The sequence below is a fragment of the Gandjariella thermophila genome (genome assembly GCF_005405885.1).
Taxonomy (GTDB): Bacteria; Actinomycetota; Actinomycetes; order Mycobacteriales; family Pseudonocardiaceae; genus Gandjariella; species Gandjariella thermophila.
In genome coordinates, this window is the sequence record NZ_BJFL01000001.1 from 251,496 (window position 1) to 275,993 (window position 24,498).

Genomic DNA, 24,498 nt, shown 5'->3' on the forward strand with positions numbered 1-24,498 from the left:
CGGGTCCGTGGTCATGCGCAGCCCTCGGCGAACGCCTCCTCCACCACGTCGAACCCCTCGGCGAGCACGGGTTCCGAGATCACCAGCGGCGGCAGGAAGCGGAGCACGTTGCCGTAGGTGCCGGCGGTGAGCACGAGCACGCCGCGGGCGTGGCAGGCCGCGGCGATGCGGCGGGTCAGCTCGGCGTCGGGCTCGGTGGTGCCCGGCCGGACCAGTTCGACGGCCAGCATGGCTCCGCGCCCGCGTACGTCGCCGACCTGCGGGTGGCGCTCCAGCAGGCCGGTCAGCCGGGGCCGGACCAGCCGCTCGATCCGCCGGGCCGCGCCGGCCAGGTCGCGCTCGCGCATGATCCCGATGCTGGCCAGGGCGGCGGCGCAGGCAATCGGGTTGCCGCCGTAGGTGCCGCCGAGACCGCCCGGGTGCACCGCGTCCATGATCTCCGCGCGGCCGGTGACCGCGGACAGCGGCAGGCCACCGGCGATGCCCTTGGCGGTGGCCACCAGGTCCGGCGCCACGCCCTCGTGCTCGCAGGCGAACCAGGAGCCGGTGCGGCAGAACCCGGTCTGCACCTCGTCGGCGACCAGCAGCGCGCCGTGCTCGGCGCACCAGCGGGCCAGTTCGGGCAGGAACCCGGGGGCCGGGACGACGAACCCGCCCTCGCCCTGGATGGGCTCGACCAGCACCGCGGCCACGTTGCCCGCGCCGACCTGCGCCTCGACGTGATCCAGCGCGCGGCGGGCGGCCTGCCCGCCGGTCAGCCCGGCCGGGTCGCGGAACGGGTAGGACATCGGCGCCCGGTACACCTCTGGGGCGAACGGTCCGAAGCCCTGCTTGTACGGCATGTTCTTCGCGGTCAGCGCCATGGTCAGGTTGCTGCGGCCGTGGTAGGCGTGGTCGAAGGCGACGACGGCGGTGCGGCCGGTGGCGTGCCGGGCGATCTTGACGGCGTTCTCCACCGCCTCCGCGCCCGAGTTGAACAGCGCGGAGCGCTTCTCGTAGTCGCCGGGCGTCAGCGCGGCCAACTCCTCGCACACCGCCACGTACGGCTCGTACGGGCTGACCATGAAGCAGCTGTGGGTGAACCGGCCGGCCTGCTCGCGCACCGCGCCGGTGACGGCGGGCGCGGCGGCGCCGACGTTGGTCACCGCGATACCGGAGCCGAGGTCGATCAGGGTGTTGCCGTCGACGTCGTGCAGCAGGCCGTCTGCGGCGTGGTCGACGTAGGCGGGCAGCACACTGCTCACCCCGCGGGCGACGGCACGGTCCCGGCGGGCGTGCAGTTCCTTCGACCGCGGCCCGGGCAGCTCGGTCACCAGTCGACGGGCGGTGCCAACGGTGGTCACGCGGACTCCTTCGCGCTCGTGTCGGCGGTGACCAGGGCGGCGCCGCTCGCCCGTTGCCTGATCATCGCCACGGCCAGCACGATCACCGCGACCAGCACGCTGAGCAGCAGCTGGGGGCGGCTGTCGCCGTCGAAGAGCATGCCGACCAGCAGTCCCGCCATGGCCACGATGGAAAGCCACGTCAGGTACGGGTAGGCCCACATCCGCAGGGTCAGCCGATCCGGCGTGGCCCGTTCCAGCTCGCGGCGCATGCGGAGCTGGGAGACGGCGATGACCAGCCAGACGAACAGGGCCACCGCGCCGGAGGAGTTGACCAGGAACAGGAACACCCCGTCCGGCGAGACATAGTTGAAGATCACCGTGACGAAGCCGACCACGGTGGAGGCGAGCACCGGCACGGTGGGCACGCCCCGACCGGACAGCCGTCGCCAGGCCGACGGCGCGTCGCCCCGGGTGGCCAGCGAGAACAGCATCCGGGATGCGGTGTACAGGCCGGAGTTGAGGCAGGACAGCACCGAGGTGAGCACGATGGCGTCCATCACGGTGGCCGCCGCGGGCAGGCCGATGTGGTCGAGCACGGCCACGTACGGGCTCTTCGCCACGCTCGCGTCGTTCCACGGCAGCAGGGTCACCACCACGGCGATCGAGCCGAGGTAGAAGACCAGGATGCGCCACACCACGGAGCGGACCGCGGCGCGCACGGCGTGCACCGGGTCGGCGGACTCGCCGGCCGCGACGGTGGCGATCTCCGCACCGAAGAAGGAGAACACCACGACGAGCATGGCCTGCAGCACCGGTCCGGCGCCGTTCGGCAGGAAACCGCCGTGGCCGGTGAGGTTGGCGGCACCGGGGGCGGTGAAGCCGGGCAGCAGGCCGAGCACCGCGACCACGCCGACGATGAGGAACACGGTGATCGCGGCGACCTTGATGGAGGCGAACCAGAACTCGAACTCGCCGTAGGAGCGGACGGAGAACAGGTTGGTCGCGGTGAGGATGACCATCAGCACCAGCGCCCACGTCCACTGCGGCACCACGGGTAGCCAGCGGTGCGCGATCGCCGCGCCGGCGGTGGCCTCGACGCCGATCACCACGACCCAGAACCACCAGTACAGCCAGCCGATGGTGAACCCGGCCCAGCGGCCGATGGCGCGCTCGGCGTAGGCGGAGAACGAGCCGGTGTCCGGGTTGGCCGCGGCCATCTCGCCGAGCATGCGCATCACCAGCACGACCAGCGCGCCGGCGACCGCGTAGGAGATCAGCACGCCCGGACCGGCCTGGCCGATCGCCGCGCCGCTGCCGACGAACAGGCCGGCGCCGATCACGCCGGCGATGGCGATCATGCTGAGGTGGCGCTTGCCGAGGGTGCTGGCCAACCGTGGGGCGCTGTCGGTGTGCCTGCTCATGGTCGTCTCCTGAGTTCCAGCGTGGGTGCGGGTCGTCGCGGCGCCGTGGTTTCCGCAAAGAGTGGGTGCCGCAGCTCACGTCGCCAAGTAGCCTTTCTGGCCAACTCGGCATCGGTGTCTCGCCGATCTGGCAAACCCGATTCCTGCTACACCGAGGTGTCGTGATGGGACCGACGCTGGCGACGCTGGTCGACACACCAGGGCTTGACCTGCGGGTCTGCGCGGCGGCCGGGGCGTTGCGCCGCCGGGTCCACTGGGTGCACGTCAGCGAGCTGGCCGACCCGACCCCGTTCCTGGAGGGCGGGGAGCTGCTGCTGACCACCGGCATCGGCCCCGGTGACGACCCGGCCGGGCAGGCGGAGTACGTGCGGCGGCTGTGCGCGGCCGGGGTGAGCGCCCTCGGCTACGGCACCGGGCTGCCCGCGCCGGTGGTGCCGGCCGGGTTGCTGGCAGCCGCCGAGGAGCACGGCCTGCCGGTCGTCGAGGTGCCCAAGCGGACCCCGTTTATCGCCATCAGCAAGGCGGTGGCCAGGGCGGTGGCCAGCGAGGAGTTCGCCGCGGTGACCGCCGCCTACCGGGCCCAGCAGTCGCTGACCGCGGCGGCGTTGCGGCCGGACGCGCCCGCGGCGGTGGTGCACCGGCTGGCCGCCGCGCTGCGGGTGTGGGCGGTGCTGCTGGACGCGGCGGGCGGCGTCCGGTGCGCCGAGCCGCGCGACGGGGTGGACCGGGTGGGCGGGCTGCGCGCGGAGATCGCCCGGCTGCGCGGCCACCGCGCCCCGGCGAGCGCGTCGTTCGCGGTGGCCGGCGACGAGGTGGTGCTGCAGTCGCTGGGCGCCGAGGGCCGGGTGCGCGGGTTCCTCGCGGTCGGCCGGCCGGATCGGCTGTCCCCCACCGACCGGCACGTGCTGAACACCGCGGTGTCCCTGCTGACCGTCGCGGCCGAGCGGTCCCGGGCACTCGACGCGGCGCACCGCGAGCTGCGGCGCGGCGTGCTGCGGCTGGCGCTGGCCGGGGAGGTGGCCGCCGCCCGCGCCACCGCGGCCGGCGAGCTACCGGCGGAGCCGCTGGTGGTAGCGCACGTGGCCGGGACGAGGGAGGCGCTGGCGGACGCGGCGGACGCGCTGGACACCCACGCGGCGCGGGCGGGGGAGCCAGTGTTCCACGCCCCGCTGGACGCCGACGCACCGCTGGTGGTGCTGGTCGCCGCCGAGGGCGCGCTGCGGCCGTGGCTGGCCGAGCTGCCGGAGCAGGTGCGCGGTCTCCGGGTCGGCTGCGCGGAACCCGCGGCGCTGACCGAACTGGCCCGCGCGCACCGGCAGGCCGGGCAGGCGCTGGCCGCGGCCCACCGGTGCGGGCGCGCCGCGCTGGGTTTCGCGGAGATCGCGGCGGGCGGGGTGCTGCCCCTGGTGGACGAGACGGCCGGCCGGGCGTTCGCCGCGGCGCTGCTCGACCCGCTGCTGCGGCACGACGGGTCCGGCCGGGGCGAGCTGGTCGACTCGCTGCGGGCCTGGCTGGCCCACCACGGCCAGTGGGACCCGGCCGCCGCCGCGCTGGGCGTGCACCGGCACACGCTGCGCAACCGGATCACCCGGGCGGCGGCCCTGCTCGACCGCGACCTCGGCTCGGCCGACGTGCGCGCCGAGCTGTGGTTCGCGCTGCGCCTGCTGGGCGCCGGCGAGCCGCCGTAGCGTTACATGCCCAGGGCGTGCACGCCGCCGTCGACCCAGACCATGGAGCCGGTGGTGGCGGGGAACCAGTCGGACAGCAGCGCGCAGCACGACCTGGCTACCGGGGTGGCGTCGTCCACGTCCCAGCCCAACGGCGCCTTCTTGCCCCACTGGCTTTCCAGCTCGGCGAACCCGGGGATGGACCTGGCGGCCATGGTGCGCACCGGTCCCGCGGCGACCAGGTTGACCCGGATGCCCTGCGGACCCAACTCGCGGGCAAGGTAGCGGGAGGTGGACTCCAGCGCGGCCTTGGCCACGCCCATCCAGTTGTAGGCGGGCCAGGCGATCCGCGCGTCGAAGTCCAAGCCCACGATCGATCCGCCGCTGCCCATCAGCGGCAGGCATGCGGTGGCCAGCGACTTCAGCGAGTAGGCCGAGACGTGCACTGCGGTGGCCACGTCCTCCCACGGTGCGTCCAGGAAGTCCTCGCCCAGGCAGGACGGCGGCGCGAAGCCGATCGAGTGCAGCACACCGTCCAGCCCGTCAACGTGCTCGCGGACCCGGTCGGCCAGCGAGGCGAGGTGGTCGTTGTTGGTGACGTCCAGTTCCACCACCGGGGCTGGTTCGGGCAGCCGCTGCGCGATCCGCTCCACCAGCGACAGCCGGCCGAACCCGGTGAGCACCAGCTTCGCGCCCTGCTCCTGCGCGGTCCTGGCGACGTGGAAGGCGATCGACCTGTCGGTGATCACACCGGTCACGAGCAGCCGCTTGCCCTGCAGCAGTCCGGTCACTGTTCTGTTCCCTCCGAAGTGGACGGTGGCGGTCTGGTTCAGTGGCCCATGCCGAGGCCACCGTCGACCGGGACCACGGCGCCGGTGATGTAGGCGGCGGCGTCCGAGGCCAGGAAGGCGACCACGCCGGCGATCTCCTCCGGTTCGGCATACCGCTCCAGCGGCACCTGGCGAAGGATGTCCTGCTTGCGTTCCTCGGGCAGCGACTCGGTCATGTCGGTGGCCACGAAGCCGGGGGCGACCACGTTCGCAGTGATCTTGCGCGAGCCCAGTTCCCGGGCGATCGACCGGGCCAGCCCGACCAGGCCCGCCTTGCTCGCCGCGTAGTTGACCTGGCCGGCCGACCCGGAGAGCCCGACCACCGAGGAGATGAAGATCATGCGGCCCCAGCGTTGCCGAAGCATGCCACGAGCGGCGCGGTAGGCGACCCGGTACGCGCCGGAGAGGTTCGCGTCGAGGACCCGGGTGAACTGGTCCTCCTTCATCCGCATCAGCAGGGTGTCGTCGGTGATCCCGGCGTTGGACACCAGCACCTCGACCGGCCCGTGCGCGGCCTCGACCTCCTTGAACGCCGTGTCCACCTGCTCGGCGTCGGTGACGTCGCACTTCACGCCGAGCAGGCCCGCCGGCGCGCCGGAGCCGCGGTGGGTCACCGCGACCTTGTCGTCCTGCGCGGCGAACGCCCTGGCGATGGCCAGGCCAATCCCCCGGTTGCCTCCGGTGACCAGAACGGACCGTCCCACTCGCTGCTCCCTCGTGACTGTTCAGCACGTCGATCGAGCGCGAGGCTATCCGCTACCGGCCGGTACCCAAGCACCGCATCGCCGCACGCCACACCGCCGCGTGCACATCTTCCTCGGTGCTGGAACCGCCGCGTTGTCGGGGTGTTGCCGCCGTCCTAAGCGACGGTAAGGAACGCGCCCGCCGCCTTGTCCCGACCCCGGCCGCTGCGCACGGTGATGAACACCACCAAGGGAGGTCGGTATGGCGGTGCAGCAAGCCGTGACGACGGCGGGGCGACAACGCGTCGTCGGCAACATTCTCCGCGGATCCGTCGGCAATCTCATCGAGTGGTACGACTGGTACGCCTACACGGCGTTCGCCGTGTACTTCGCGCACGTGTTCTTCCCGAGCGGGAGCCAGACCGCGCAGTTGCTGAACACGGCCGGGGTCTTCGCGGTCGGTTTCTTCATGCGCCCGCTGGGCGGGTGGCTGCTCGGTCGGTACGCGGACCGGCATGGCCGCCGGGCCGCGCTGACGCTGTCGGTGACGTTGATGGCGGCCGGCTCGATGGTGATCACGATGACCCCGTCGTACCGCACCATCGGTGTCGCGGCTCCGCTGCTGCTGGTGGCCGCGCGGCTGCTGCAGGGCATCTCGGTGGGTGGCGAGTACTCGACGTCGGCGACCTACCTGTCCGAGGCGGCGTCCCCGACCCGCCGCGGGTACTACTCCAGCTTCCAGTACGTCACCCTGACCTCGGGTCAACTGCTCGCCCTCGCGGTGCAGATCGTGCTGCAGCACACCCTGGCCCCGGCGGAGCTGGCCGACTGGGGGTGGCGGGTCGCGTTCGCGCTGGGTGCGCTGTTCGCGCTCGTGGTGATGTACCTGCGGGCCACCATGGACGAGTCGGAGAGCTTCGAGAGGGAGGCGGCGCGCCGGCAGCACGCTTCGTCCCGCGGCACCCTGCGTGCGCTGCTGCGACACCCCCGGGAGTGCCTGCTGGTCGTCGGGTTGACCCTGGGCGGCACGGTGGCGTTCTACACCTACACCACGTACCTGCAGAAATACATGATCAATACCAGTGGGATCGGCAAGAACACCGCGGCCTGGATCAACTTCTTCGCGTTGCTGGTGTTCGTGCTGCTGCAACCGCTGGCGGGCGCGGTGTCCGACCGGATCGGTCGGCGACCGCTGCTGCTCGGCTTCGGCATCGTCGGCGCGGTGGTCACGGTTCCGCTGCTGACCGCGCTGGGCGCCACCCGGGACGCGTTCGTCGCGTTCGGACTCATGCTCGCCGCGCTGGTCGTGGTCACCGGCTACACCTCGATCAACGCGGTGGTGAAGGCCGAGCTGTTCCCCACCCGGATCCGCGCGCTCGGCGTCGGCCTGCCGTACGCGATCACCGTGGCCCTCTTTGGCGGCACCGCCGAGTACGTGGCGCTGTGGCTGAAGCAGGCCGGCCACGAGTCCTTGTTCTTCTGGTACGTGACCGGCTGCATCCTCGTCTCGCTGCTCGTCTACGTGGCCATGCGGGAAACCTCGAAGGGTTCTCCGCTGGCCGAGGACACCACTACGGTGGACTGACTGCCCGGAACCGGACGACCACGCGTTGACCAGCGCGGGAACGTGCCGCGGCGGCGTCGGTGAGACGGTCGGTGCCCGCCGCGGCCGGCGGGAGCGACGCGCGGTCCGGAGCCGGGTGCGGAGGAGTGAGTGCCGTGCGTGTGCTGGTGGTCGAGGACGACGACGGGGTCGCCGGGGCCGTGGTCGAGGGTCTGCGGGCGTACGGCCACGCCTCGGTGCGGGCCCGGCGCGGCACCGACCTGTTCACCCGGCATCACGAGGTGGACGCGGTGCTGCTCGACCTGGGCCTGCCGGACATCGACGGGTTGGACGCGCTGCGCAAGCTGCGCCGGGTGGCCGCGGTGCCGGTGTTGGTGCTCACCGCGCGCGGCGACGAGCGGTCCGTGGTGCGGGGACTGCGCCTGGGCGCCGACGACTACCTGGTCAAGCCGGTGCGGCTGGCCGAGTTGCTGGCCCGCCTGGAGGCGGTGAGCCGGCGCGCGGCCGGTCACGCAGCGCCGCCGCCGAACGTGGTCCGGGTGTCCGGGGTGGAGATCGACCTGGCCGCCCGGCGGGTCACCGTGGATGGCCGGGAGGTCGTGCTCACCACCAAGGAGTTCGACGTGCTCGCCGCGCTGGCCCGCCGGTCGGGGACCGCGGTGAGTCGCCAGCAGTTGCTCGACGAGGTGTGGGGCGACGCCTACCTGGCCGTGTCCCGATCGCTCGACGTGCACATGGCCCAGCTCCGCGGCAAGCTCGGCCGACCGGGCGTGGTGACGACCATCCGCGGCTTCGGCTACCGGCTCGGCGACTGACCGCCCGGCCATGGACGCATCCCCGGTGACGGGCCGAGCGACCGGCCGCAACGAAGCCCCGCGCGGGGGCGGGCGCTGAGGGCGTGCCGTGCGGACTCGCCTGCTCCTGGTGCTGCTGGGGTTCGCCACCGCGGCGGTGGCCGGGTTCGTCTGGCCGCTGCTCATGGTGACCGCCGAAAAGCGCACCCAGCAGCTGGTCATCTCCCGCACCGCGGACCTGGACCGGTTCGCCGTGCTCGCCCAGCAGGCCGCCACCAGCGGGGACGCCGGCCAGCTCCGGGACGAGGTGACCCGGTACGCCGAGCTGTACGGCGAGCCGGTGGTCGTGGTGGACGCCCGCCGCCATCCGGTGGTGGAGTCCGGCGGGATGCGCGCCGACGATCCCGCGCTGGCCCCGCTGGTGGACGGGGCGCTGCGCAACCAGCCCGCTCGGCCGATCTCCGCGGTGCGCCCGTGGTCGACCGGCGACGTGCTGCTCGCCCGGCCGGCGGGCACCGGGACCCGGGTGGACGGCGCGGTGGTGCTGCGCGCCTCGGTGCGGGCGGCCGCCGCGGACGTGGCGCGCGGCTGGGCCGAGGTGCTGGCCGGCGCGGTCGTCGCGGCCGCCGTGTTCGCGGGTCTGGCGGTGGCGCTGGCGAGGTGGGTGCTGCGCCCGCTGGCCGAGCTGGGCCGTGCGGTGCACGCGGTGGCCGCCGGCCAGCGCGGCACGCACGTCACCGGCCGCGGCGGTCCCCGCGAGCTGCGCGTGCTGGCCAGCTCGTTCAACCGCATGTCGGACGCGGTCGCGGCGGCCGCGGACCAGCAGCGGCGCCTCGTGGCCGACGCCTCCCACCAGCTGCGCAACCCGATGGCCGCGCTGCGGCTGCGGGTGGACACGCTGGCCGGCCGGATCGACCCGGCCGGTCGGGACGCCTACGCGTCCACGGTGGCCGAGGTGGAACGCCTGGAGTCGCTGCTGGACGGCCTGCTGGCGCTGGCCTCCGCGGAGACCACGGCGACCGCGCTGGCCGCGGGCGGCGAGCCCGGTGCGGCACCGCGCTGCGACGCCCGCGCCGTGGTCCGGGAGCGGGTGGACGCGTGGCGGGCGGCCGCCGAGCGGGCCGGGTTGCGGATCGACGGGCCGCCGGCGGACCCGGACGCGGTGCCGGTCGGCTGCCCGGACGCGGAGCTGGCGCAGGTCCTCGACGTGCTGCTGGACAACGCGGTCAAGTACGCCGAGGGCGGCACCGGCGTGCTCGTCCGGTGCGCGGCCGCGGAGGGCCGGGCCACCATCTCGGTCACCGACGACGGACCGGGCTTGCCCGCCGAGGAGCTGCCGCTGGCCACCCGGCGGTTCTGGCGGTCGGGCCGGCACCGTGGCGCCCGCGGCACCGGCCTCGGCCTGGCCATCGCCGAGCAACTGGTCACCGCCCGCGGCGGCACCCTGTCGGTGGCCAGCGTCGACCCGCACGGGCTGGTCGTGCGGGTCGGTCTACCGCTGGTCACGAACCCGGAGGTGGCTGGCTGATGCGAACACCGCGATCGGCGCGGCGCGCCTGGGCGGCCACGGGAACGCGGGCAACGGGTGCCACCCGGCGTGCCGTGCTGCGCGCCGCGCTGGCCGGGGCCACCGCCTCCGCGTTCGGAACCGCGGCCGGCTGCGCGGCCGGCAGCTACCGCGGTCCCGATCGCCCGCTGATGGTGGCGGCCGGTGAACCGGGCGGCTTCTACCTGGCCTTCGCCGAGCAGTTGGCCACGGCGGTGTCCGTGGCCGAGCCGCGGCTGCACGCGCAGGCCGCGGCCACCGAGGGCAGCCAGGACAACATCGCCATGCTCCGCGACGGCCGCGCCGATCTGGCGCTGGTGCTGGCGGACAGCGCGGTCGCCGCCTTCCACGGTCAGGCGCCGTTCGGTGCTCCGACACGGCTGCGCGCGCTGGGCCGGGTGTACGAGAACTACCTTCAGCTCGTGGTGCGCGCGGACGGGCAGCTGCGCACCGTGGCGGACCTCGCCGGGCACACCGCCGCGCTGGGCGCGGCCGGGTCGGGTGCGGCGGTGTGCGGTGACCGGATGGTCGCCGTGCTGGGTCTGCGTCCCGGGGTGGACCTGAGCGTGGTCCACCTCCCGCTGGCCGACGCGGTCGGCGGGTTGGTCGCCGGGCGGATCGACGCGCTGCTGTGGTCCGGCGGTGTGCCCACGCCGGCGCTGGCCGAGCTGGACGAGCGGGTCGGCATCCACCTGCTGCCGCTGAACACCGTGCTGCCCGAGCTGCGTGCCCGGTACGGCCGGGTCTACGAGCAGGTGCCGGTGCCGTCCGGGGCGTACCGGCTGGTGCGTGAGCTGCCCACGGTCGGCGTGGCGAACCTGCTGCTCTGCCGGCCCGAGCTGGCCGACGACCTCGCCGCCGCGGTGGTCCGGGTGCTGGTCCGGGACGCGGGGCGGCTGGTCCCGCAGCAGGCCCTGGGCACCCAGTTCCTGGACGCGCGGACGCTGATCGGCACCGGAGACATCCCGCTGCATCCGGGCGCGGCCGCCGCCTACCGGGAGCTGCACGGCTGACCGACATGAGATCGGTCGGTCGACAACCACTCGTTCAGGCGACGCCGCCGCCGGACCAGCGCCGCTTGCGAGCCACCACGAACCGCACCATGTCGGCGATCCAGTCCGAGTCGGTGCGCAGCGTCAGGTGGGCGCTGCCGGTGCGGCGCAGCGCGGTGGCCACCTGGGCGCGGTGCTCGGCGGCGGCCGCGGCGAACTCCCGGCGCAGCAGCGGGGAGGCGTGCACCTCGCGTTGCCGCCCGGTCTCCGGGTCGGCGAGTATCAGCGTGCCCACTTCGGGCAGATCCACGTCGCGCGGGTCGAGCACCTCGACGGCGAGCAGGTCGTGCCGGGCGGACAGCGCGCGCAGCGGGCGCTGCCAGTCCATCGGGCCGAGGAAGTCGGAGACCACCACGGCCAGCCCGCGGCGCCGCGGGGGCCGGCGCAACTGCTCCAGGGCGGCGCCCAGGTCGCCCCGGGTGCCCTCGGGAGCGCGCGGGGTTTCGGCGATCCGGCGGATCAGGCCGCGGGCGTGTGCCAGCCCGCCCCGGGCGGGGATACGCACCACACGCTCACCGGTGGAGACCAGGGCACCGATCCGGTTGCCGCCGCCGCGGGTGAGGTGGGCGACGGCGGCGACGGCGGCCACCGCGAGGTCCCGCTTCTCGCAGGCGGCGGTGCCGAAGTCCAGGCTGGGCGACAGGTCGGCGACCACCCACGTCTCCAGCTCGCGGTCGGCCACCGTCTCCCGGATGTGTGGCACCGTGGTGCGCGCGGTGACCGCCCAGTCCATCCGGCGCACGTCGTCGCCGGGCTGGTAGGTGCGGGCCTCGCCGGGTTCCGAGCCGGGGCCGGGAACCAGGCCGAGGTGGTTGCCTTGCAGCAGGCCGTCCAGCCGGCGGCGCACCTCCAGTTCCAGGGTGCGCAGCGCGGCCGCCATCCGCGGCCCGCGCAGCGTCGGCGGCGCCCAGGACGGGCGCTGCGGCGCGCCGTCCGGAGTCACTGGCCGGTCGCCCCCGCGGGCGCCGGCGCGCCGACCGGGTGGCCGCCCATCGACGGCCGGGCGGACACCTGCGGCAGCGGCACGGTCTGCAGCACCCGGGTGATGATGTGGTCCACCGGCACGCCGTCGGCGAGCGCGTCATAGGACAGCACGATCCGGTGCCGCAGCACGTCCGGCACCACGTCGACCACGTCCTGCGGCAGCACGTAGTCCCGGCCGCGGACCAGGGCCAGCGCCCGCGCCGAGGCGACCACGCCGAGGCTGGCGCGGGGCGAGGCGCCGTAGGCGACCCAGCTCGATACGTCGGACAGCCCGTGGTCGGCGGGCGAGCGGGTGGCCAGCACCAGCCGGACCACGTAGTCCACCAGGGCGTGGTGCACGAACACCCGGGAGGCGACGCCCTGTAGCCGGGTCAGCTCCTCCGGGGTGAGCACCTGCTGCGGTTCCGGCGGCTGCACGCCCATCCGGTAGATGATCTCCCGCTCCTCCTCGGCGGTCGGGTACTCCACGATGATCTTGAAGAGGAAGCGGTCGCGCTGCGCCTCGGGCAGCGGGTAGACGCCCTCGTTCTCGATCGGGTTCTGGGTGGCGAGCACGAGGAACGGGCTGGGCATCGCGAAGGTCTGGCCGCCGATGGACACGTGCCGCTCGGCCATCACCTCCAGCATGGCCGACTGCACCTTGGCCGGGGCGCGGTTGATCTCGTCGGCGAGCACGAAGTTGGCCACCACCGGGCCCAGTTCGACGTCGAAGGTCTCGCTGCCCTGCCGGTAGATGCGGGTGCCGAGAATGTCCGCGGGCACCAGGTCCGGGGTGAACTGCACCCGCGAGAACGAGCCGCCGACCACCCGGGCGAAGGTCTCCACCGCGAGGGTCTTGGCCACGCCGGGCACGCCCTCCAGCAGCAGGTGGCCCTTGGCGAGCAGGCCCACCAGCATGCGTTCGACCAGCCGGTCCTGGCCCACGATCACCCGTTTGACCTCGAACACGGTGCGCTCCAGAAGCTGGGCGTCGTGAGCGGGCGTGGTGGGCGCCGCGGTGTTTCCCGTGCTGCTCGCCGAGGCCTCGGCGTGCCCGGGCTCGGTCACTGGCGAACCTCCTCCGACGGCCGCGGCCGCCGCCGGTGCGGCGGGCGGCGCGGTGCTCTTGGACGATCAAGGGCACACGGGCCCCGTGGCCCCAGCGAACCTCGCCCCGGGTGTAACCCCTGTGAAGCTCAGCCGGCCGAACCCTGCCGGGCGTGCTCGTGTCGGGCACGGGCCGCGGCCAGGTCGTCCGGGGTGTCCACGTCCTCGGTCTCGTCCGGTCGGGCGGGCACCTCGACGCCGGGCAGCGGGCCGAGCACAGCGCGCAGCGCCGCCCCGGCCGGGTCGGCCCGCAGGGCCGCCCGCAACGCGGCCGCCCGCCACACGCCGGTCAGCCACTGCCGGCGGCTGGAGGCGTCCACCAGCAGCGCCCCGGCCGCGTCCGGCGCGTCGGCCAGGGCCGCACGCAGCCGCCACACGGTCGCCGCGGTCACCCCCGGCTGGTCGGCGGCCAGCAGCACGACCGACGGGCATGCCCCCGGCACGGCGGCCAGACCGGCGGCGAGTGCGGCCACCGGCCCACCGCCGGGGGGATCCTCCCGGGTCCAGCGCGGCTCGACGCCGTCGACCGGTTGCCTCGGGCCGACCGCCACTACCGGATCGGCGCCGGCCACCGCGGCCAGGGCGTGGTCCAGCAGGGCGCGGCCGCCCACACGCAGCCGGGTCTTGTCCCCGCCGCCGAGCCGGCTGGACCGCCCGCCGGCGAGCACCACGGCCGCCCACCGCTCCGGCATCGCCCACCCCATCCCGTGGTCGTGCTCGATCGTGGGCGCCGGCCGGGCCCGCTACAGCAGGCGGGTGACGAACGGCATGATGCCGCGGTAGCGGACCGAGGTCACCCGGACCACGGAACCGGACTCCGGCGCCTCCACCATCTTGCCGTCCCCGAGGTAGAGGGCGACGTGGTGGATGCCCGCGTCGCCGCCCCAGAACAGCATGTCGCCGGGCTCGGCGTCGGCCAGCGGCACGTGCGGACCCGCCGCGTACTGGTACCCGCTGTAGTGCGGCAGCATGATTCCGACGCCGGCGAACGCGTAGACCATCAGCCCGGAGCAGTCGAAACCGACCTTGGCGAAGTCGCCGAAGGAGTCGGCCACCCCACCGTCGTGGATGCCCAGGGTGGGGCCGTTGGCATTGCCACCGCCCCAGGCGTAGGGCACGCCGAGCTGGGAGAGGGCGCGGTCGATCACGACGCGCACCGCCCCCTCCGTCGGCACGGGCAGCGCCGGCAGCCGGCGCAGCGCGGCCCGCTCGGCGCGGCGGGCCGCCACCCACTGCTGGTACTGCCGGCGCTGCGCCTGCAGGCCGGCGACCCTGGCCTGCGCGTCGTCCAGCCGGCGGGCCAGCTCGGCGCGGCGGGCGGCCAGCCCGGCGGCGCGGGCGCGGGCGGCGAGCTGGGCCTGTACCGCGGCGTCCCGGGCGGCGGCCGCGTCCCGCGCGGCGCGTTCCGCGGCCTCCGCGGCGGTGCGCGCCTGCTGGGCCGCCTGGCGGGCCGCGGAGTCCTTGTTGGCCTTGTCCACCTGGGCGCGGCGCAACGCGTCCATGCCGTCGAGCGCGTCGGCGCCGACCGCGCCCAGTAGCTGTTCCCGGGCCAGCAGGTCCTCCGGGCCACGCGCGCCGAGGTACGCGGTGATCGAGCCGATGGTGCTGCCCTGCCGGTAGCTGCCGGCGATGAACTCGTCCACCCGGCCGCGGGCCCGGTCGATCGCCCGGCCGGCGGCGTCCGCGTCCGCCCGGGCCGCGGCCTCCGCCTCGGCGGCCCGCCCGGCGGCCTGCTCCGCGGCGTACTGGTCGACCAGGGCCTTGTTGGCGTTCTCCCTGGCCGCCTCGGCCCGGTCGTCGGTGTCCGCGAGCGCGGCGTCGGCCTCGGCGAGCTGGCTGGTCAGGTCACCGACCCGCGCGGCCGCGGCCCGTGCCTCGGCTCGGCTGGCGTCGAGCTGCGCATCGCTGGGGTTGTGCGGGGGTGGTGGTGCCGCCGGGGCGGTTCCGGCCGCGCCGAGCACCATGGCCATCGCGGCCACTCCCACCGTCAGGCACCGAGCCAGGCATCGTCGCGCCGACACGGTCCACCTCCCACCGGGACACACCGACGACTGCGCCGTTCGGCCCAGCGATAGCCACCGAACGGAGTCAGTCGGATACGGTGCGAAGCGTGCCAGCGGGGTGCGGATGCCGCCACTCGTGGCCGCGCGCGGTCAGCCGCTCGGGTCACACGCCGCGGCGGCGGGCCGCCGCCCGCCGCCGCGGCGCATCGACGGGGTCAGTGGACCTTGCGCTCGTGGCCGGCCCAGTACGGTTCGCGCAGCTTGAACTTCTGGATCTTGCCGGTGGCGGTGCGCGGGATGGAGTCGCGGAACTCCACCGAGGTGGGCGCCTTGTACCCGGCCAGCCGCTGCTTGCAGTGCGCGATGATCTCCTGCTCGGTGACCTCCGCGCCCTCCGCCTTGACCACCAGCGCCTTGATCGTCTCGCCCCACTTCTCGTCGGGCACGCCGATCACCGCGACCTCGCCCACCGCGGGATGGCTGAACACACAGTCCTCCACCTCGATCGAGGACACGTTCTCCCCGCCTGTGATAATCACGTCCTTCTTCCGGTCGGTGATGTTGAGGTAGCCCTCGTCGTCGATCCAGCCGCCGTCCCCGGTGTGGAACCAGCCGCCCTCCAGCACCTCCTCGGTGGCCTCCGGGTTGTTCCAGTAGCCGGCCAGCACGACGTTCGCCCGGGCCAGCACCTCCCCCGAGTCGGAGACGTCCAACCGGACCCCGAGCGCGGGGCTGCCGGCGCGGGAGAGCTTGCGGGCGCGTTCCTCGGCGGGCAGGTCGACGTCCTCCGGCCGGGTGCGGTTGAAGGTGAGCAGCGGCGCGGTCTCGGTGAGCCCGTAGATCTGCTGGAACTCCCAGCCGAGTTCCTCCTCGACCCTGGCGATGGTGCGGGTGGGCGGCGGAGCGCCCGCGCACACCACGCGCACCTGGTCCCGGCCGGGTACCGCGCCGTCCAGGTTGGCCGCCGCGTCGACCACCGCGTTCCACACCGCGGGCGCGCCGCACATCAGCGTCACGCCGTGCGCGTCCACCCGGCGCAGGATCTCCGCGCCGTCCACCTTGCGCAGCACCACCTGTGGCACGCCGAGCCCGGCCAGACCGTACGGCATGCCCCAGCCGTTGCAGTGGAACATCGGCAGCGTGTGCAGGTAGACGTCGCGTTCCCAGACGCGGGTGTGCATCGCGAAGGTCACCGCGTTCACCCAGATGTTGCGGTGGGTCATCTGCACGCCCTTGGGCCGGGCGGTGGTGCCCGAGGTGTAGTTGATCGTGGCGGTGGCGTCCTCGTCCGGCTCCGACCAGGGCCGTGGCTCCACGTCAAAACGCATCAGGTCGTTCTCGGTCTGCTCGCCGAGCACGAACCGGTGCTTGGCGCCCACCTCGCGCAGCGGCTCGTCCAGTTCCGGGTCGACCAGCACCACCGAGGCGCCGCTGTGCCCGACGATGTAGGAGACCTCGTCCGGCTTGAGCCGGAAGTTGATCGGCACGCATACCCGGCCGCTGGCCGGCGCGGCGTAGAGCAGTTCGAGCAGCCGGGTCGAGTTGTGGCTGATCACCGCGACCCGCTCGCCCTCTCCGACGCCGAGCGCGTCGAACCCGGCCTGCCAGGCGCGCACCCGCCGGCCGAGTTCGCGGTAGGTGGTGGTGGGCACCGGTTGGGCTGGCTGGTCGGGCTCGTCGATGACGGCCGTGCGGTCCGCGAACACGGTCTCGGCACGGTGCAGGAAGTCGGCAACGGTGAGTGGTACGCGCATGCCGGTCACCTCCGAAAACGGCTTGGTGGTTGGCGGGGAAGCTAGTGCTGGGCGATCAGGTCCACGTCGCGGGGTCACCCCAGGTGTGCAGCGGGGCACGGTCCGGTGGCTGCTCCCGGGCGGGCGCGCGGACCAGCGCCGGTAGCACCTCGACCAGTGCGCCGCGGACCACCTCGGCGGCCATGTCGTCGTATGGTGTCGGTTCGGCGTTGCAGATGACCACCTGAGCGCCGGCGCGCGCGGCCAGGCCGACCAGCCCGGCGGCCGGGTACACCGACAGCGAGGTGCCCGCGGCGAGGAACAGCTCGCAGTCCAGCGTCGCGGTGCGCGCCCTGCGCAGCACCTCGTCGTCCAGCGGCTGTCCGAACGAGACGGTGGTGGAGCGGAGAACTCCGCCGCACACCGGGCATTCGGGGTCTTCCTCGCCGGCCGCGACCCGCTCCAGCGCGTCCCGCATCGACCCGGGCGACCCGCAGTCCGCGCACACCGTGCCGTACATGTTGCCGTGCAGCTCGATCACCAGGTCCGGGTCAGACCCGGCGCGCTGGTGCAGCCGGTCGATGTTCTGCGTGAGCAGCGCCCGCAGCCGGCCGGAGCGTTCCAGGTCGACCAGGGCGCGGTGCGCCTCGTTGGGCTCGGCCCGCCACACCGGGTGTGCCGCCCTGCGCCGCCAGGCGTCCCGCCGCACCTCCGGGTCGTTCAGGTAAGCGTCCAGCGTGAACTGCTGTGCCGCCGCCGGCTCGCGGGTCCAGATCCCGTTCGGCCCGCGGAAGTCGGGGATGCCAGAGTCGGTGGATATCCCGGCCCCGGTCAGCACGGTGATCCGGCGCGCCGCCCCGACCAGTTCCGCCGCCCGGTCCAACTCCACTGCACCACCTCGTGCCATTCCCCTACGCTGCCACGCGAATCACCGCCAGGCGACCCCCGCCGCCGACAAAGCACCTTCCCCGCGGCGGGTTCCGCGGCGTGTTCGGCGAGCACCCACACTCTCCCTGCGGCACGGCGCCCGGCCGGCGCCGGCGAGGGCGGCACGGGCGCGGGCCACGGCGCCGGTTCGACGGTTCCCGGTAGGCGGACACCTCCCTTGAACCGAATTACAGGACAAGCGTACTGTTAACCCGAAAGGGGTCGACCCACCTACCCGAACGGGGTGCGCGAGACTCGACCCTGTTCCGGACTGACTTGCGCTGTCGCGAGATGGAGTTGGACGTGACTGCACCGACGAGCAAGGACAGCTTCGGCGCCCGGGGCACGCTCTCGGTCGGAGACAACTCGTACGAGGTGTTCCGGCTGAGTGCGGTCGAGGGCGCGGAGCGCCTGCCGTACAGCCTGAAGATCCTGCTGGAGAACCTGCTGCGCACCGAGGACGGGGTGAACATCACCGCCGACCACGTTCGCGCGCTGGCCGGCTGGGACCCGACCGCGGCGCCGGCCACGGAGATCCAGTTCACCCCGGGCCGGGTGATCATGCAGGACTTCACCGGGGTTCCCTGCGTCGTCGACCTGGCGACCATGCGCGAGGCGGTGGCGGAACTGGGCGGGGACCCGGCCAAGGTCAACCCGCTGGCCCCGGCCGAACTGGTCATCGACCACTCGGTGATCGCGGACGTCTTCGGCCGGCCGGACGCCTTCGAGCGCAACGTCGACCTGGAGTACGAGCGGAACAAGGAGCGCTACCAGTTCCTGCGCTGGGGGCAGACCGCGTTCGACGAGTTCAAGGTCGTGCCCCCGGGTACCGGCATCGTGCACCAGGTGAACATCGAGCACCTGGCCCGCGTGGTGATGACCCGGAACGGGCAGGCCTACCCGGACACCCTGGTCGGCACGGACAGCCACACCACCATGGTCAACGGCCTGGGCGTGCTGGGCTGGGGCGTCGGCGGCATCGAGGCCGAGGCCGCCATGCTCGGCCAGCCGGTGTCCATGCTCATCCCGCGGGTGGTCGGGTTCAAGCTGCACGGCGAGCTGCCCGCCGGGGCGACCGCCACCGACCTGGTGCTGACCATCACCGAGATGCTGCGCAAGCACGGCGTGGTCGGCAAGTTCGTCGAGTTCTACGGCTCGGGTGTGGGGTCGGTGCCGCTGGCCAACCGGGCCACCATCGGCAACATGAGCCCCGAGTTCGGCTCGACCTGCGCGATCTTCCCGGTCGACGCGGAGACCGTGGAGTACCTGAAGTTCACCGGCCGCTCCGCGGAGCAGGTGGCGCTGGTCGAGGCGTACGCCAAGGAGCAGGGCCTGTGGCACGACCCGGCCCGCGAGCCGGTGTACTCGGAAACCCTGGAGCTGGACCTGGCGACCGTGGTGCCGTCCATCGCCGGCCCGAAGCGCCCGCAGGACCGGATCGCGCTGGCCGACGCCAAGCAGAGCTTCCGCAACGTCATCCGGGACTACGTGCCGGGCGAGGACGGAGTGGACGAGGAGGGCGAGGAGAGCTTCCCGGCCAGCGACGCGCCCGCGCACAACGCCCGGCCCAACGGCGCGCGGCCGCACAAGACCGTGCCGGTCACCCTGGCCGACGGCACCCAGACCACGCTCGACCACGGGCACGTGGCCATCGCCGCGATCACCTCCTGCACCAACACGTCCAACCCCTCGGTGATGATCGGCGCGGCGCTGCTGGCCAAGAAGGCGGTGGAGAAGGGCCTGCAGCGCAAGCCGTGGGTGAAGACCACGCTGGCCCCCGGGTCCAAGGTGGTCATGGACTACTACCAGCGCGCCGGCCTGCTGCCCTACCTGGAGAAGCTGGGCTTCCACCTGGTCGGCTACGGCTGCACCACCTGCATCGGCAACTCCGGCCCGCTGCCCGAGGAGATCTCGAAGGCGGTGCAGGACAACGACCTCGCCGTGGTCTCCGTGCTGTCCGGCAACCGCAACTTCGAGGGCCGGATCAACCCGGACGTGAAGATGAACTACCTGGCCAGCCCGCCGCTGGTGGTGGCGTACGCGCTGGCCGGCACGATGGACCTGGACCTCACCTCGGAGCCGCTGGGCACCGACCCCGACGGCAACCCGGTCCGGCTGTCCGACATCTGGCCGACCCCGCAGGAGATCCAGGACGTGATCTCCTCGGCGATCTCCTCGGAGATGTTCACCTCGGACTACTCCGACGTGTTCGCCGGGGACGAGCGGTGGCGCTCGCTGCCCACCCCGACCGGCAACACCTTCGAGTGGGACCCGAACTCCACGTACGTGCGCAAGGCGCCGTACTTCGACGGCATGAAGCTGGAGCCGGAGCCGGTCACGGACATCTCCGGGGCGCGGGTGCTGGCGCTGCTGGGTGATTCGGTGACCACCGACCACATCTCCCCGGCGGGTGCGATCAAGGCGGACTCGCCGGCCGGGAAGTACCTGCGCGAGCACGGCGTGGAGCGCAAGGACTTCAACTCCTACGGCTCTCGCCGGGGCAACCACGAGGTGATGATCCGCGGCACGTTCGCCAACATCCGGCTGCGCAACCAGTTGGTGCCGGGCGTGGAGGGCGGCTTCACCCGCAACTTCCTCGCCGGTGGCGAGCAGACCACGATCTACGACGCGGCGATGGCCTACGCCGACGCCGGCGTGCCGCTGGTGGTGCTGGCCGGCAAGGAGTACGGCTCCGGCTCCTCCCGGGACTGGGCGGCCAAGGGCACCCGGCTGCTGGGGGTGCGTGCGGTGATCGCCGAGTCCTTCGAGCGGATCCACCGGTCCAACCTGATCGGTATGGGCGTGCTGCCGCTGCAGTTCCCCGAGGGCCAGAGCGCGGCGTCGCTGGGACTGGACGGCACGGAGACCTTCGACATCACCGGGGTCACCGCGCTGGGCGGTGGCGAGATCCCGCGCACCGTGAAGGTGGTCGCCCGCAGGGACGGCGGCGGGACCGTCGAGTTCGACGCCGTGGTACGCATCGACACGCCGGGCGAGGCGGACTACTACCGCAACGGCGGCATCATGCAGTACGTGCTGCGCAAGATGATCCGCGGCTGACGAACCGGGAGAGCAACGGGGGCCGTCCGATCGGTCGGGCGGCCCCCGGTTCGTGTCACACCGGGTCGACCGGTTCCAGCAGGAAGACGCGCAGCCGGCGGCCGCCGGCCCGGACCACGTACTCGTCGTACGCCGGCCAGGCCCGGGTGAGCAGTGGCCACAGGTCCTCGCGCTCGGTGTCGGTGAGCAGCCGGGCCCGCACCGCGAGGTCCCGGCCGTCCACGGTGACCGTGGCCGCCGGGTTGGCGAGCAGGTTGGCCGACCAGCCGGGATGCTCGGCGCCACCCCAGTTCGACCCGACCACCAGGTAGCCGCCCGCGTGCCGCACGTACAGCACCGGGGTGGTGCGCGGCTGCCCGCTGCGCCGCCCCACGGTGTGCAGCAGCAGGGTGCGCACCCCGGCGAGGGCACCCAGCCCCAGCCGGCCGCGGGTGGCCCGGTGCAGCACCGTGTCCACCGGCACCATCGCCCGACCTACCAGGGAAAACACCGGGTGTCCGCCGAGCGTGTCGGCAAGCCTCCGCATCGGGTTCACCGCGCCACCGTAAAGAAGCAGCCGATGTCCCGGCGCACCCACCCCGAGTAGTACGGCTCGATCCGCAGGCGACCTGGCTCAGTCCTCCGCTCGGGCCAGCGACACGGCGAACCGGCCGGCCGGGTCGGTCCACCACCGGGTCAGCGCGAACCCGGCCTCGGCCAGTTCGGTGTCCACCCGTTCCCGGCGAAACTTCGCGGACACCTCGGTGCGCATCTCCTCACCCTCGGCGAAGCGCAGGTCCAGGTCCAGGGCGGCCAGCCGGACCCGCGTCTCCCCGCGGGCCCGCAGCCGCATCTCGATCCACTCGTCCTCGGCATTCCACCGCGCCACGTGGTCGAAGTCGTCCACCGGGAAGTCGCCGTCCAGTTCCCGGTTGAGCACGTGCAGCACGTTCCGGTTGAACTCCGCGGTGACGCCACGGGCGTCGTCGTAGGCGGCCACCAGCACCCCCGGGTCCTTGACCAGGTCGGTGCCCAGCAGCAGCCACTCCCCCGCGTCCAGCACGTCGCGCACCGCGCCGAGGAACTTGGCGCGCTCGGTGGGCAGCAGGTTGCCGATGGTGCCACCGAGGAAGGCCACCAGCCGGGGCTGGGCGGCCGGCAGCAGCTCGAGGTGCTGGGTGAAGTCGCCGACCACGCCGTGCACGGTCAGCCCGGGGTAGTCGGCGGCGATCAGCCCGGCCGCCTCACGCAGCGCGGAGGCGGACACATCCAGCGGCACGAACGTCTCCAGGCTGCCATGCCCGCGCAGCGCGTCCAGCAGTAGCCGGGTCTTCTCCGAGGAGCCCGAGCCGAGCTCGACCAGGGTGCGCGCGCCGGTCAGCGCGGCGATCTCGGCCGCGTACGCCTCCAGCACCGCCCGCTCCGCCCGGGTCGGGTAGTACTCGGGCAGTTCGGTGATCCGCTCGAACAGCTCGCTGCCGCGCGCGTCGTAGAACCAGCGCGGCGGCAGCCACTTCGGGTCGGCGGTCAGCCCGACCAGGGCGTCGCCGCGCAGTGCGCGCCGCGCGTCCTCCTCGGTGAGGTGCACGTCCACCACGGGTTCGGTCACGGTCATGGTTCCCCAGTCCTCGTCGGTGTCGCTCGGCCCGCCCCAGCCGATGTGGTCGCCACGCACGGGCAGCGCGGTGATGCTCGGTTCGCCGGACACGCCGGCCACCACCAGGTGACCGTCGGGCACGGCGCGCCATCTCGGGTCGTCGTCGCAGGGTTCCGAGCTGACCAGCACCGCGTCCGCGGTGCGCAGCACGGACAGCGCGTGCCCCGCCGCGGTACCGACCAGCACGCGCCCGTTGGTGAGCAGCAGGTTCAGCCGGGAGCCGGGCGCCGCGTCGGCGACCTCGGCCACCAGGCCGGCCACCGCCCGCGCTGGGTCCTCGCCGGCGCGCAGCCGGCGCCGCAGCAGCGCCCACAGCACCGCCGAGTCGGTCGGTGCGTCCAGCGTGAGCAGGTCGGTGACCGGCAGCGCGGTGGCCGGGCCGGCCAGCGCGTCCGGCCAGCCGGCCACCTTGCCGTTGTGGCTGAACAGCCACTCGCCGTCGGTGAACGGCGCGCAGGCGGTCTCCACCACCGGCATGCCCACGGTGGCCGAGCGCACCGCGCCGACCACGCCGGTGGCCCGCGCCGAGCGGGCCAGCCCGGGCAGGTTGGTGTCCGTCCACATCGGAACGGCACGGCGATAGCGCAGCGGGATGTCCTGGCCCTGCGGGTACCAGCCGACGCCGAACCCGTCGGCGTTGACCGTGCCACCGCCGCGCATGTCGACCGGCGCCCACGACTGGCGCAGCAGCGAGTGCGGCGGGTCCAGCAGCAGTTCGGCCACGGACACCGGCGGGCCGAGGTAGCCGAGGTGGCGGCACATCGCGGTGGCCCCGGCTCAGCCCAGCTCGTCCGGCCGCGCGTCGCGGGCGGTGCGGAACCCGGCGAAGATCTGCCGCCGGATCGGGTAGTCCCAGTTGCGGAACGTGCCCCGGCACGCCGCCGCGTCGGTACCGAAGGACCCGCCGCGCAGCACCCGGTACTCGTCGCCGAAGAACACCTCGGAGTACTCCCGGTACGGGAATGCGACGAAGCCCGGGTAGCCGTGGAACTCGCTGCTGGTCCACTCCCACACGTCGCCGATGAGCTGGTGCACGCCCAGCGGCGAGGCGCCGGAAGGGTAGGCGCCGACCGGGGCCGGCTGCAGGTGCCGCTGGCCCAGGTTGGCGTGCTCCGGGGTGGGGTCGGCGTCGCCCCACGGGTAGCGGCGGGACCGCCCGGTGGCCGGGTCGAACCGGGCCGCCTTCTCCCACTCGGCCTCGGTGGGCAGCCGCCGGCCGGCCCACGCGGCGTACGCCTCGGCCTCGTAGCAGCACACGTGCACCACGGGCTCGTCCGGCGGCACCGGCTCGGTCATCCCGAACCGCCGGCGCAGCCACCGCTCCCCCTCGCGGGTCCAGAACCGGGGCGCGGTCAGGTCGGCGCGCTGCCGGTACGCCCAGCCTGCCTCGCTCCACCACCGCGGGTGGTCGTAGCCGCCGTCGGCGATGAACCGCTGGTACTGCCGGTTGGTGACCGGGACGGTGTCGATGAAGAACGGGTCCACGTGCACGGTGTGCGCCGGGCGCTCGTTGTCCAGCGCCCACGGCTCGGTCGAGGTGCCCATGGTGAACGCCCCGCCGGGCACCAGCACCTCGGCGGGCAGCGGGCCGGCCGATGCGGCGGGCGGCGGTGGCGCCTCCAGGACGGGCGCTCCGGCGCGGAGCTGGTGGGTGGCCAGCATGGTCTCGTCGTGCTGCTGCTCATGCTGGACGATCATGCCGAACGCGAAGGCGTGCTCGGTCAGCCGGCGGCCTTCCAGCGGCACCCGCTCAAGCACGTCGAGCACCTTGTCGCGGACCTGGCCGACGTAGCCACGGGCCTCGGTGGGGCCGAGCAGCGGCAGTTGCGGCCGCTGCGCCCTGGGATGCTGGAAGGCGTCGTAGAGCTCGTCGATGTCGGTGCGCAGCGGCTCCCGGCCGCCGACGTCCCGCACCAGCCAGATCTCCTCCTGGTTGCCGATGTGCGCCAGGTCCCACACCAGCGGCGACATCAGTCTGGAGTGCTGGCGGACCAGGTCGTCGTCGTCCACCGAGTCGGTGAGCAGGGCGCTGCGCTGCCGGGTGCGGCGCAGTTGCTGGGCCACGTGCTCGCGCAACTGCTCGGTGCCCAGCTGCTCGAACGGATGGTTGGCGGTCACCGCGCTGTCTCCCTTCCCCCGGGTTCGCATGCGGCGGCTGGGTTCGATGTCGTGGTGCGACGGACGCAT

The 24,498-nt window shown here is 73.7% G+C and carries 19 protein-coding genes and 1 pseudogene; 6 read left to right on the top strand and 14 right to left on the bottom strand.

Annotated features, from left to right (window positions below; translation table 11 throughout):
* Positions 1–11: 11 nt before the first annotated feature.
* The gene (gabT, locus tag FFT21_RS01210) at positions 12–1,343 is read right to left on the bottom strand and encodes a 4-aminobutyrate--2-oxoglutarate transaminase (protein WP_137811815.1); all 1,332 of its coding nucleotides are present in this window, start codon (positions 1,341–1,343) and stop codon (positions 12–14) included.
* Positions 1,340–2,746, bottom strand: coding sequence for an amino acid permease (locus FFT21_RS01215; protein ID WP_137811816.1), 1,407 nt, complete (start codon positions 2,744–2,746; stop codon positions 1,340–1,342). Before FFT21_RS01215 ends, gabT begins: the two co-directional genes overlap by 4 nt.
* Positions 2,747–2,910: 164 nt before the next feature.
* On the opposite strand from FFT21_RS01215, the gene FFT21_RS01220 reads away from it, so the two are divergent.
* Positions 2,911–4,434 carry a PucR family transcriptional regulator gene (locus FFT21_RS01220; RefSeq protein WP_137811817.1) on the top strand — a complete coding sequence of 508 codons (1,524 nt, stop codon included), beginning with the start codon at positions 2,911–2,913 and terminating at the stop codon, positions 4,432–4,434.
* Positions 4,435–4,436: 2 nt separating this feature from the next.
* On the opposite strand, the gene fabI is transcribed toward FFT21_RS01220, so the two are convergent.
* Both fabI and fabG read right to left on the bottom strand, forming a co-directional pair.
* Positions 4,437–5,204, bottom strand: a complete 768-nt coding sequence (gene fabI / locus FFT21_RS01225) for an enoyl-ACP reductase FabI (protein ID WP_137811818.1) — start codon at positions 5,202–5,204, stop codon at positions 4,437–4,439.
* Positions 5,205–5,242: 38 nt separating this feature from the next.
* Entirely contained in the window at positions 5,243–5,947 is a 705-nt protein-coding gene (gene fabG / locus FFT21_RS01230; protein WP_137811819.1) for a beta-ketoacyl-ACP reductase, read from the bottom strand.
* Positions 5,948–6,188: 241 nt separating this feature from the next.
* On the opposite strand from fabG, the gene FFT21_RS01235 reads away from it, so the two are divergent.
* From FFT21_RS01235 to FFT21_RS01250, 4 genes are all read left to right on the top strand, one after another.
* The gene (locus FFT21_RS01235) at positions 6,189–7,511 is read left to right on the top strand and encodes an MFS transporter (RefSeq protein WP_137811820.1); all 1,323 of its coding nucleotides are present in this window, start codon (positions 6,189–6,191) and stop codon (positions 7,509–7,511) included.
* Positions 7,512–7,645: 134 nt separating this feature from the next.
* Complete coding sequence (locus FFT21_RS01240) at positions 7,646–8,305, top strand: response regulator transcription factor (RefSeq protein WP_137811821.1); 660 nt, start codon at positions 7,646–7,648, stop codon at positions 8,303–8,305.
* Positions 8,306–8,393: 88 nt separating this feature from the next.
* On the top strand, positions 8,394–9,812 hold the full coding sequence (locus tag FFT21_RS01245) for a sensor histidine kinase (RefSeq protein WP_137811822.1): 1,419 nt from the start codon (positions 8,394–8,396) through the stop codon (positions 9,810–9,812).
* Positions 9,812–10,843, top strand: a complete 1,032-nt coding sequence (locus FFT21_RS01250; RefSeq protein ID WP_137811823.1) for a TAXI family TRAP transporter solute-binding subunit — start codon at positions 9,812–9,814, stop codon at positions 10,841–10,843. Before FFT21_RS01245 ends, FFT21_RS01250 begins: the two co-directional genes overlap by 1 nt.
* 34 nt (positions 10,844–10,877) lie before the next feature.
* On the opposite strand, the gene FFT21_RS01255 is transcribed toward FFT21_RS01250, so the two are convergent.
* The 6 genes from FFT21_RS01255 to FFT21_RS01280 all read right to left on the bottom strand — a co-directional run bounded on the left by FFT21_RS01255 (position 10,878) and on the right by FFT21_RS01280 (position 17,595).
* Positions 10,878–11,762 carry a DUF58 domain-containing protein gene (locus FFT21_RS01255; RefSeq protein WP_137811972.1) on the bottom strand — a complete coding sequence of 295 codons (885 nt, stop codon included), beginning with the start codon at positions 11,760–11,762 and terminating at the stop codon, positions 10,878–10,880.
* Between the two features lie 59 nt (positions 11,763–11,821).
* On the bottom strand, positions 11,822–12,913 hold the full coding sequence (locus FFT21_RS01260; RefSeq protein WP_137811824.1) for an AAA family ATPase: 1,092 nt from the start codon (positions 12,911–12,913) through the stop codon (positions 11,822–11,824).
* 128 nt (positions 12,914–13,041) lie between these two features.
* Positions 13,042–13,644 (bottom strand): molybdenum cofactor guanylyltransferase, encoded by a 603-nt coding sequence (gene mobA, locus FFT21_RS01265; protein WP_137811825.1) that lies wholly within the window; start codon positions 13,642–13,644, stop codon positions 13,042–13,044.
* A 51-nt stretch (positions 13,645–13,695) separates the two neighbouring features.
* On the bottom strand, positions 13,696–14,973 hold the full coding sequence (locus FFT21_RS01270) for an NlpC/P60 family protein (RefSeq protein ID WP_225978010.1): 1,278 nt from the start codon (positions 14,971–14,973) through the stop codon (positions 13,696–13,698).
* A 197-nt stretch (positions 14,974–15,170) separates the two neighbouring features.
* A complete protein-coding gene (locus FFT21_RS01275) occupies positions 15,171–16,709 on the bottom strand; it encodes an AMP-binding protein (protein WP_137811826.1) in 1,539 nt (512 codons plus the stop codon).
* 55 nt (positions 16,710–16,764) lie between these two features.
* Positions 16,765–17,595, bottom strand: coding sequence for an SIR2 family NAD-dependent protein deacylase (locus FFT21_RS01280; protein WP_192909327.1), 831 nt, complete (start codon positions 17,593–17,595; stop codon positions 16,765–16,767).
* A 323-nt stretch (positions 17,596–17,918) separates the two neighbouring features.
* Here FFT21_RS01280 and acnA point away from each other — a divergent pair, with 323 nt between their 5' ends.
* Positions 17,919–20,675 carry an aconitate hydratase AcnA gene (gene acnA / locus FFT21_RS01285; RefSeq protein ID WP_137811827.1) on the top strand — a complete coding sequence of 919 codons (2,757 nt, stop codon included), beginning with the start codon at positions 17,919–17,921 and terminating at the stop codon, positions 20,673–20,675.
* 55 nt (positions 20,676–20,730) lie between these two features.
* Here acnA and FFT21_RS01290 read toward each other — a convergent pair whose 3' ends face one another.
* The 4 genes and pseudogenes from FFT21_RS01290 to egtB all read right to left on the bottom strand — a co-directional run bounded on the left by FFT21_RS01290 (position 20,731) and on the right by egtB (position 24,402).
* Positions 20,731–21,201 carry a nitroreductase family deazaflavin-dependent oxidoreductase gene (locus FFT21_RS01290; protein ID WP_137811975.1) on the bottom strand — a complete coding sequence of 157 codons (471 nt, stop codon included), beginning with the start codon at positions 21,199–21,201 and terminating at the stop codon, positions 20,731–20,733.
* Positions 21,202–21,288: 87 nt separating this feature from the next.
* A complete protein-coding gene (gene egtD / locus FFT21_RS29465) occupies positions 21,289–22,263 on the bottom strand; it encodes an L-histidine N(alpha)-methyltransferase (protein ID WP_371856692.1) in 975 nt (324 codons plus the stop codon).
* 78 nt (positions 22,264–22,341) lie between these two features.
* Positions 22,342–23,073 (bottom strand): annotated as a pseudogene (gene egtC, locus FFT21_RS29470) (ergothioneine biosynthesis protein EgtC); the annotation flags it as partial.
* Positions 23,074–23,088: 15 nt separating this feature from the next.
* Complete coding sequence (gene egtB / locus FFT21_RS01300) at positions 23,089–24,402, bottom strand: ergothioneine biosynthesis protein EgtB (protein ID WP_371856693.1); 1,314 nt, start codon at positions 24,400–24,402, stop codon at positions 23,089–23,091.
* Between the last annotated feature and the right edge of the window lie 96 nt (positions 24,403–24,498).